The following is a 7,972-nucleotide window of genomic DNA, read 5'->3' as shown; positions in this document are numbered from 1 at the left end:
TTTGTCAAGCATGCAAGGTTATTGAGGTCGAAAAGCTCAATAACCCGGACTTTCTGTTGGTATAGCAAGGGAAAGTCCGGGTATTAGCAACCATTTCTGTCTATTTACCCTTGGGATCATTATGTTGAGAAAATCTGCCGCAGTCGGAGCTGCGCTAATACTTGTAGGTTCTGGGATAGGGGCTGTCACCTCCGCTGTGGCAGCTCCTGCGCCCGCGAGCGAGCTGCCCGCGGGCTTTGTGCCCGCCGATGCGGTGGCCGATGTGACCTCGGTGGTGGTGAGCGCGACCGGCAATAGCTGCACGGGCCGCACGCTCCGCACCGCCAAGCCGGATGACGGGAAAACCTACCCGGCCCAGGACAGTTACTACACCAATAGCGTGACGTACTGCCTGGATCAGTCTTTCGTTACCGGTGATAACAAAATTTCCTGGAACGCTGCCACAAAAACCCTGTGGTTCAATAATTATGCGCAGGACGCCACGAACGCCTACAAGCGCGGCGTGTCCGTGGACACGGGCAAGATCGCTTCCGATGTGACGGTCAAGTTCAGCGGTACGAATGTTTTCACCGCCAGCGAGGGTGGCTACACCGCGAACGCCCTCTATTTTGCCGGGAACCAGGATGGCCTGTATAAATACGTCCTCGATTTTGATGGCGACGCCACCTTCGATGCCACAAATACGATCAATAAATATCCGGTCAATGTGGCCGATAGTGATCCGTCCGCTAAGTGGCTGAAGGGCGGCTCTATCGGGCTGGATTCTTCCGGTGCGCCGATTGAAATTATCGGTCAGGGAAAGCTCACCGCCGTGGGTAGGGATATTACCTGCGAAAAGTGCGGGAGCGGAGATAACAATACCGCGATGAGTACCGCGATTCGAAGCACCGCGGACCTTAGCATCGGCGGCAATGTTCAGGTCACGGCACGAGTGACCAACGAAACGGGTTTGGCAACCGGAATTAACGCCTGGAAGAACCTCAATATTGACGGTTCTCAGGGTGCTACGGTGACGGCGGAAGCCAGCTCCAACGCCTCCACGGCAACGGCGATTATGCAGGCCGGTGGCGGCGGTGTAGATAACACCGGCGACGTTATGAACATCACCAATGCAAAAGTCACGGCGCGGGCAACGGCGCAAGGAAAACCGAGTTACGGCTTGTACAGCAGGGGAAATCTCAATGTTGCTGGAACCGCGTCACTTGATGTCACGTCTTCTTCGCAATCTCAAGGGTACGGGGTATACGGCGAAGGTCAGGTAAAGGCCGACGGCGCAGCCACTCTCACGGTCGCTGCTTCCTCAGCGAATGTTGCTGGGGGAGTTGTGGGTGCCACCGGTGTGACCTTCGCGAGCACCGGTGAGAGCCTCATCAAGATGAACGGGGCCAAGAATGCCCCCGCGATTTTCACGGCGGGTCAGGGCACCTGCCGCTTCCTGGGTACCGGGGACGTTACCGCCCAAACCGTTGGTGGCTACGGCGCCTACCTCACCTGCCCGAATACCGAATTTGGGGAACGTATCGGCGTGACCAAACCCGGCACTTTTGCCCTGGCCGAATTTGCTGACGGTGCTTTTACGGTCGATGATAACCTCGACCGGAACAAGGCGGCCGGCCCGGCTGGTACCAGCCCCGTGTCCTCCAATACCCGTGCACGCTTCGTGGTCAATCACAAGGGGCAGCGCACCGGAAACTGGACGATTGGCCAGGGGTACGTGGCGCAGATCGGAACCACGGCGCAAACTGATTCCATTACCGGTCAGGTGACCGAACCCGGTTCGGCGCACTATCCGGACGGCACCGTGCGGCAGCATATTTTCACCGCGCCGCAAGCCCAGGTAACTACGAGCGCGTAGCTGAGCATTCCTGCGGGGGAGGAGAGCATTCCGGCGGGGGAGAAGGGTATTCCCTTTGCATGGTGGACGGTATCTGACCTGGCCACGCCAACCGAGCAGCTGAGCGCGGAGGCCCTCGGGCAGAATGCGCAGAAGAACCCGTCCGATAGTGCGCTGAGCTTCGCCATGCCGGCCGAGGATCTTACGTTGACGCCGGTGTACGGCAAGATCATTGCGCCCGCAGCGCCCGTGACCGCCCCGCAGCCCTGTGACGGGAGCGGAAGCGTGGCACCGGCGCAGGTGACGCTGCCGGAGAATGAAGGCGTGACGTATGGAACGCCGGAAATCAACGGAAACACGGCAACCGTGATCGCTACGGCGAAACCCGGGTATCTCATTGCGAGTCCGGGTGCCGGGGCGAGCTACACGGTTGATAAGAATCATCGTACGGCTACCTGGACCCTGGATCTCACCTCAACCGCGTGTGCCGCTACTCCGTTGGAAAAGCCAGCGGTGACCCCGATTGCCCCGACGCTGGTTCCAGCAGATAGCTGCGGTACTCCAGCCACGGTCACCATTCCGGACTCCTCCTTTGTGGAGTACACCCGCACGGAGAATAACGGCACCGTGACCGTGACAGCGCAGCTTAAGGATCCGGAGCGTTACACCCTCGCCGCTGGCGTGACGACCGAGTGGAGCTTCGATATCTCCGCCCGCGCGTGCCCCGTGCCAGAGCCGCCGGTGAACCCGGATCCGCCGGTCGATCCTGCCCCGGAGCCCGGAACTCCGGGCGAGCCGAATGACCCGGGTACGCCTGGCACCCCGGAGACACCAGAAGTGCCGGGTACCCCGGATCCGCAACCGGGTACGCCTGGAACGCCCGGTACGCCTGGAACACCCGGAACGCCCAGCGATCCGAACACGCCGCAGGAGCCTGGAACACCCGGAACGCCGAGTGGGCCTGCTGGCCCGAGCGCTCCAGCTGACCCGAAGCCCGCGCCAGAGCAGAAAGCTCCTGCGGTGCAGGCGAAGCGTCCCGCGGCCAAGCTCGCGCATACCGGAGCCGCGGCGGCAACCGGGATCGCGGGAGCGGCCGCGCTCATCCTGGGCGGTTACGCGCTACGCCGTAAGTACCGCGGCTAAGTGAAATAGCAGGTCACAAGCCTGCCAGCTATCCCCTCGGGGACCTTGGTGAAATATTTGCGCAAAAGCTCGACCGGTAGCGCCGGCGGGAAAAACGCAGAAATACCGGAGGAAACCGAGGGGATAGCACTATTTTCACCCCCGAAACCTGCCGTGGCGTATCTCATGAGTGAGCCATTGCGTTGTTGTCGCCGGCAAAAACACCTACGATGATTGACTGTGCACAGCATCCCCGCTGGGCACACTAAGGGAAATGTCAGGGGATACGAGATGATCGAACTAGCAGAGGTGGAGAAGATCTACCCGCGCCGCGGAGCGGAATCCGTGGCGGCGCTGCGCGGCATCTCGCTTACCATCCCCACGGGGGAAATCCACGGCATCGTTGGCGAATCGGGTGCGGGTAAATCCACCCTCATTCGCTGCCTCACCGCCCTGGAAAAACCCACCAGTGGCTCCATTCGCATTAACGGCGAAGATCTCAACGCGCTGCCACCTTCGAAATTACGCGCGGCCCGGCGCACCATCGGAATGGTGTTCCAGGGCGGCAACCTGCTCGAGGCACGTACCGCCGCGGAAAATATCGCTTATCCCCTCCAGATTGCCGGGGAAAAATCCGCGAAGATAGCCGAACGAGTGCGCGAGCTGCTGGGCGTCGTCGGCCTTGCTGATCGGGGCGATTCTTATCCTTCCCAGCTTTCGGGCGGTCAGCGCCAGCGCGTGGCCATTGCGCGCGCCCTAGCCACCACCCCGTCGGTGCTGCTCTGCGATGAGCCCACCTCCGCACTGGACGCGGATACCACCTTGCAGATCCTCGAACTGCTGCGCGAAGTGCGCGATGCCTACGGGGTGACCGTCGTTATTATCACCCATGAAATGGACGTGGTGCGCCGCATCTGCGATTCGGTCACTCTCCTCGAATCGGGTCGGATTACCGCCGGTGGCACCATTGAAAGCGTGCTCGCGGACGTGAGTTCACCCCTCGCGCGGCGCCTCGTACCCGCTCCGGATATCGAAACGACCAATATTTCGGGTTCCGTTATTGATATTGCCTTTACCGCCCGCCCCGGTGAAACCGCCGGGTCTCAAGCCCTCAGCCTGGCAGCGCGCCTCGGCTGTGATATTGGCGCGGGCGTTTTTGAATCCATCGGTGAGATTCAGATTGCGCGCCTGGCCCTCGTGGTCGATAACGCGCAGGTTGATACCGTTCTCACCGCGATGAACAACGCCGGAATCACCGCGGAGGTGCGGGCAGCATGACCACTCTTCTCAGTGCAGTTCTCAGCCCGGCTCTCTCCGTGCCGGTAGCATCCGCCGCGGCCGCCCTCCCCAACGAGCGCGGCACCTGGTTCGATGCCCCGGAAATCAAAGACGGCTTGGCCCGCGCTACCTTCGAAACACTGGCTATGGTGGGTATCTCCACCGTGATCGCTTCGGCGCTGGGCCTTGTCCTCGGGATGATCCTCGTGGCAACCGGCCGCGGGGGACTACTTCCCTCTCCGCTCCTCAATAAAACCCTCGGTTTTATTGTCAACGTGGGCCGCGCCATTCCTTTCATCATCTTCGTCTTTATTCTCATCGGCTTTTCGCGTGCAATCGCCGGAACGGGCAGCGCCTGGCAAGGCTTCACCGTTCCGCTCACGATCTCCGCGGCCTTCTACTTCGCGCGCCTGGTGGAATCCAATCTCATGGGCGTCGAGCGCGGCAAAGTGGAAGCCGTCCTCATGATGGGAGCTTCCCGCACCCGCATCATGTTCGGGGTGCTCATGCGCGAAGCACTGCCCGCACTCGTCCAATCCGTCACGATCCTCGCGGTCACCCTCGTCGGCTACTCGGCGATGGCGGGTGCTGTGGGCGGCGGCGGCCTGGGCGCCATGGCTCAAAACGCCGGGTACTACAATAACCGCCCGGATGTCCTCATGATCGTGGTGGTCGTGCTGGTGCTCCTCGTTATGGTCATTCAGGCGCTGGGTGACATGCTCAGCCGGCTGGTGGATCACCGCTAAGGAACCGCCGGCCGGGTCACGCACCACCGGGAAGTACCCGGACCAGCGCTGTCAACAAACGGTGTGCAGCGATACGTCATCACCACCAACATTGTGAAAAATAGAGGAATATTAACCATGAAGAAGCTTTCGAAAATTGCCCTGGTAGCTGCGGTGAGCGCGCTCGCGTTGAGCGGCTGCGGTAGCTCGGATTCGTCCTCCTCCGCTCCCGCGAAGAACGACGACGGCGCGGTGCGCCTCGTGGTCGGCGCCTCGCCGGCCCCGCATAAGCAAATCCTAGAATTCGTCAACGATAACCTCGCCAAGGATGCCGGTTTCACCCTGGATATCCGCGAGTACAACGACTACGTGCAGCCCAATGTGGCGCTCAACGCCGGAGAAATCGACGCGAATTACTTCCAGCACCTGCCCTACCTTGAGAACGAAATCAAGGAAAAGAACTACACCCTGGATCACGGCGCGGGTATTCACATCGAGCCCTACGGCATTTACTCCAAGAAGATCAAGCAGCTCAGCGAGCTCAAGGACAATGCCGTGGTGGGTGTGACCAACGATCCGTCCAACCAGGCCCGGGCCCTCGACCTGCTCCAGAAGAACAACCTCATCAAGCTCAACCCGCAGGTTGCTTCCCCCACCATCTACGACGTGGTGGAGAACCCGAAGAATCTCACCTTCCGCGAAGCTGATGCTCCTTCCGTCCCGAAGATCCTCCCGGACGTGGATATTGCGATTATCAACGGTAACTTCGCCCTGCAAAACGGCTTGGTTCCCTCCAAGGACGCTATCTACACCGAAGATCCGACCGATAACCCCTACGGCAATATCCTCGCCTGGAACTCCAAGGCCACCGGTGAGAAGCTCGAGGGTGTGAAGAAGCTGGATGCCGCGCTGCACAGCCCCGAGGTTGCCAAGTACATCCGTGATACCTGGCCGAACGGCGAGGTCATTCCCGCCTTCTAAGCCTCATTGACCTGAGCCTTATCACCTTGCTTGGCCAGCTGTGCTGGTAAGCGAGTGAGCTATCAGCTGCCCGGTACCTCGGTGCGAGGTACCGGGCAGCTGCGTCGTCGTGCCTGCAAGTAGCACGCGGGTGAGAGTGCGTTCACATATGGCGAGTAGTTTCACGCTAGAACTCCCATCACCTGGGGTGCGTGCCGTAGAATTAGCGGGTATGCCCGCGCCCGGCGCGGCGCAGTAAGGGGACGGATTCGTCCTATCGACAAGGGTTATCACCCCCATTTTTAGACTGGAGAAAAAGTTGGAAAGCTCCTACGAACAGCTCGATCCCACCCAGGTAAAGCTGACCGTCGAGGTTCCTTTTGAGGAATTCAAGCCGGAAATTGACAAGGCCGCGAAGACTATCGGCAACCAGGTGCAGATCCCTGGCTTCCGCCGGGGCCACGTGCCCGCGCGTGTTCTCGAAGCGCAGATTGGCCGCGCCGCGATTGTGGAGCAGGCAATTAACGATTCCCTGGACGGTTACTACCAGGACGTTCTGGAAGAACACGATCTCGTTCCCATGGGCCGTCCCGCGGTGGACGTGACCGGCGTGGCGATGGAGAAGAACTCCACCGATCCGCTCGCCTTCACCGTTACGGTGGATGTGCGCCCGGCCATTGTTCTCCCGGATCCGGCGCAGTACAGCTTCGAAGTGGAAGCCACCAATGCCGATGATGATGCCGTGGAGGAACGCCTCGAGCAACTGCGCGAACGCTTCGCCACCCTCACAACGGTGGAACGCGCTGCCGCCAGCCGTGATTACGTCACCATTAACCTCTCTGCCAGCATTGACGGTGAGGAAGTTGATTCGGTGGAGGGCGTTTCCTACCGTATCGGCGATGACAATATGCTCGATGGCCTGGATGAGGCCGTCAACGGTGCCTCCGCCGGCGATGAGCTCAGCTTCACCTCCACGCTCGTGGGCGGGGAACACGCCGGGCAGCAGGCCGATGTTAAGGTCACGGTGGAGAAGGTGCAGGAATCTGAACTTCCGGAAGCGGATGATGATTTCGCCCAGCTCGCCTCCGAATTTGACACCATTGAGGAACTGCGCGCGGATCTGGCGGAGAAGGCCGCCACGGATGCCGCCCAGGTCCAGGTCATGGCTGCCCGTAATCTTCTGCTTGATAAGCTCCGTGAGGATGTCGCGGTGCCGCTGCCCAAGCGCGTGATCGACGCTGAAGTGGAACGCCATCTCGAATCCGAAAACCGCGCCACCGACGATGACCATGCCAAGGAAATTCGCGGGGAAATCCGCGATTCTCTGCGTGACCAGATCATTCTGGACGAACTGGCCAAGAAGTTCGGAGTGGATACCACCCAGGATGAACTCTTCAACTTCCTGGTTCAGCAGGCTCAGTCTTACGGCATGGACCCCAACCAGTTCATTTCCGCGGCCGCCCAGACCGGCCAGCTCGGGGCTTTCAGCGGTGAACTGCGCCGCGGCAAGGCTCTCATTTCGGCGCTGCGCCTGGCCAAGGTTGTGGACACTAACGGCAATGAAGTGGATGTCATCAAGGTCGTTGGTGAAAAGCCGGAAGAAGAACTGACCCCGGACTTCTCCGCCGCTCCGTCCCGCCCCGTGTGGGACGGCCCGGTGGATGAGGACAGTGCGGCTGGCTCCAGCACGGTGGAGGGCGACGACGCCGCGCCCGCGGAGGAAACACCCGCCGCAGATGCGCCGGCCGCGGATGCGGACGCTTTCGACCCGGCCGCCAAGAAGGTGGACGAAGTGGTGGAATACGCCCAGGGTGCGGATGCCGCTGAAGTGGCCCGCGTGCTCGAAGCGGAGAAGGCCGGCAAGGCCCGCAAGACCCTCGTGAAGAAGCTCGAGGAGCTCCTCGGCTAATACGGGGATTTTATTAGCTGCTCGCTAGTGTGGCGGGGGGGGGGGGGGGGGGGGGGGGGGGGGGGGGGCGGGGGCGCCCCCCCCCCCCCCCCCCCCCCCCCCCCCCCCCCCCCCCCCCCCCCCCCCCCCCCCCCGCCCCCCCGC

6 protein-coding genes are annotated in these 7,972 nt (G+C 61.3%); all 6 read left to right on the top strand.

Features of this window, described 5'->3' with window-relative positions; all coding sequences use genetic code 11:
- Nucleotides 1-196: 196 nt before the first annotated feature.
- The 6 genes from PWJ82_RS09175 to tig all read left to right on the top strand — a co-directional run bounded on the left by PWJ82_RS09175 (nt 197) and on the right by tig (nt 7,828).
- Nucleotides 197-1,855, top strand: coding sequence for a hypothetical protein (locus tag PWJ82_RS09175; RefSeq protein ID WP_274736361.1), 1,659 nt, complete (start codon nt 197-199; stop codon nt 1,853-1,855).
- A 186-nt stretch (nt 1,856-2,041) separates the two neighbouring features.
- Nucleotides 2,042-2,977, top strand: coding sequence for a hypothetical protein (locus PWJ82_RS09170; RefSeq protein ID WP_274736360.1), 936 nt, complete (start codon nt 2,042-2,044; stop codon nt 2,975-2,977).
- Between the two features lie 270 nt (nt 2,978-3,247).
- Nucleotides 3,248-4,234, top strand: coding sequence for a methionine ABC transporter ATP-binding protein (locus PWJ82_RS09165; protein WP_274736358.1), 987 nt, complete (start codon nt 3,248-3,250; stop codon nt 4,232-4,234).
- Entirely contained in the window at nt 4,231-4,980 is a 750-nt protein-coding gene (locus PWJ82_RS09160) for a methionine ABC transporter permease (RefSeq protein WP_016442425.1), read from the top strand. Before PWJ82_RS09165 ends, PWJ82_RS09160 begins: the two co-directional genes overlap by 4 nt.
- A 117-nt stretch (nt 4,981-5,097) precedes the next feature.
- Nucleotides 5,098-5,940, top strand: a complete 843-nt coding sequence (locus tag PWJ82_RS09155; RefSeq protein WP_016442426.1) for a MetQ/NlpA family ABC transporter substrate-binding protein — start codon at nt 5,098-5,100, stop codon at nt 5,938-5,940.
- 298 nt (nt 5,941-6,238) lie between these two features.
- The gene (tig, locus tag PWJ82_RS09150) at nt 6,239-7,828 is read left to right on the top strand and encodes a trigger factor (RefSeq protein WP_274736356.1); all 1,590 of its coding nucleotides are present in this window, start codon (nt 6,239-6,241) and stop codon (nt 7,826-7,828) included.
- Nucleotides 7,829-7,972 lie beyond the last annotated feature (144 nt).

The sequence above is a fragment of the Actinotignum schaalii genome (assembly GCF_028864145.1).
Classification (GTDB): domain Bacteria; phylum Actinomycetota; class Actinomycetes; order Actinomycetales; family Actinomycetaceae; genus Actinotignum; species Actinotignum schaalii_B.
Note: the sequence above shows the minus strand (reverse complement) of the source record. Positions and strands in the feature narration are given on the sequence as shown.

What these genes read in the sequence shown, in the direction of transcription:
- PWJ82_RS09165 (WP_274736358.1), top strand. Translation starts at nt 3,248, where the DNA reads ATGATCGAACTAGCAGAGGTGGAGAAGATCTACCCGCGCCGCGGAGCG.
- PWJ82_RS09160 (WP_016442425.1), top strand. Translation starts at nt 4,231, where the DNA reads ATGACCACTCTTCTCAGTGCAGTTCTCAGCCCGGCTCTCTCCGTGCCG.
- PWJ82_RS09155 (WP_016442426.1), top strand. Translation starts at nt 5,098, where the DNA reads ATGAAGAAGCTTTCGAAAATTGCCCTGGTAGCTGCGGTGAGCGCGCTC.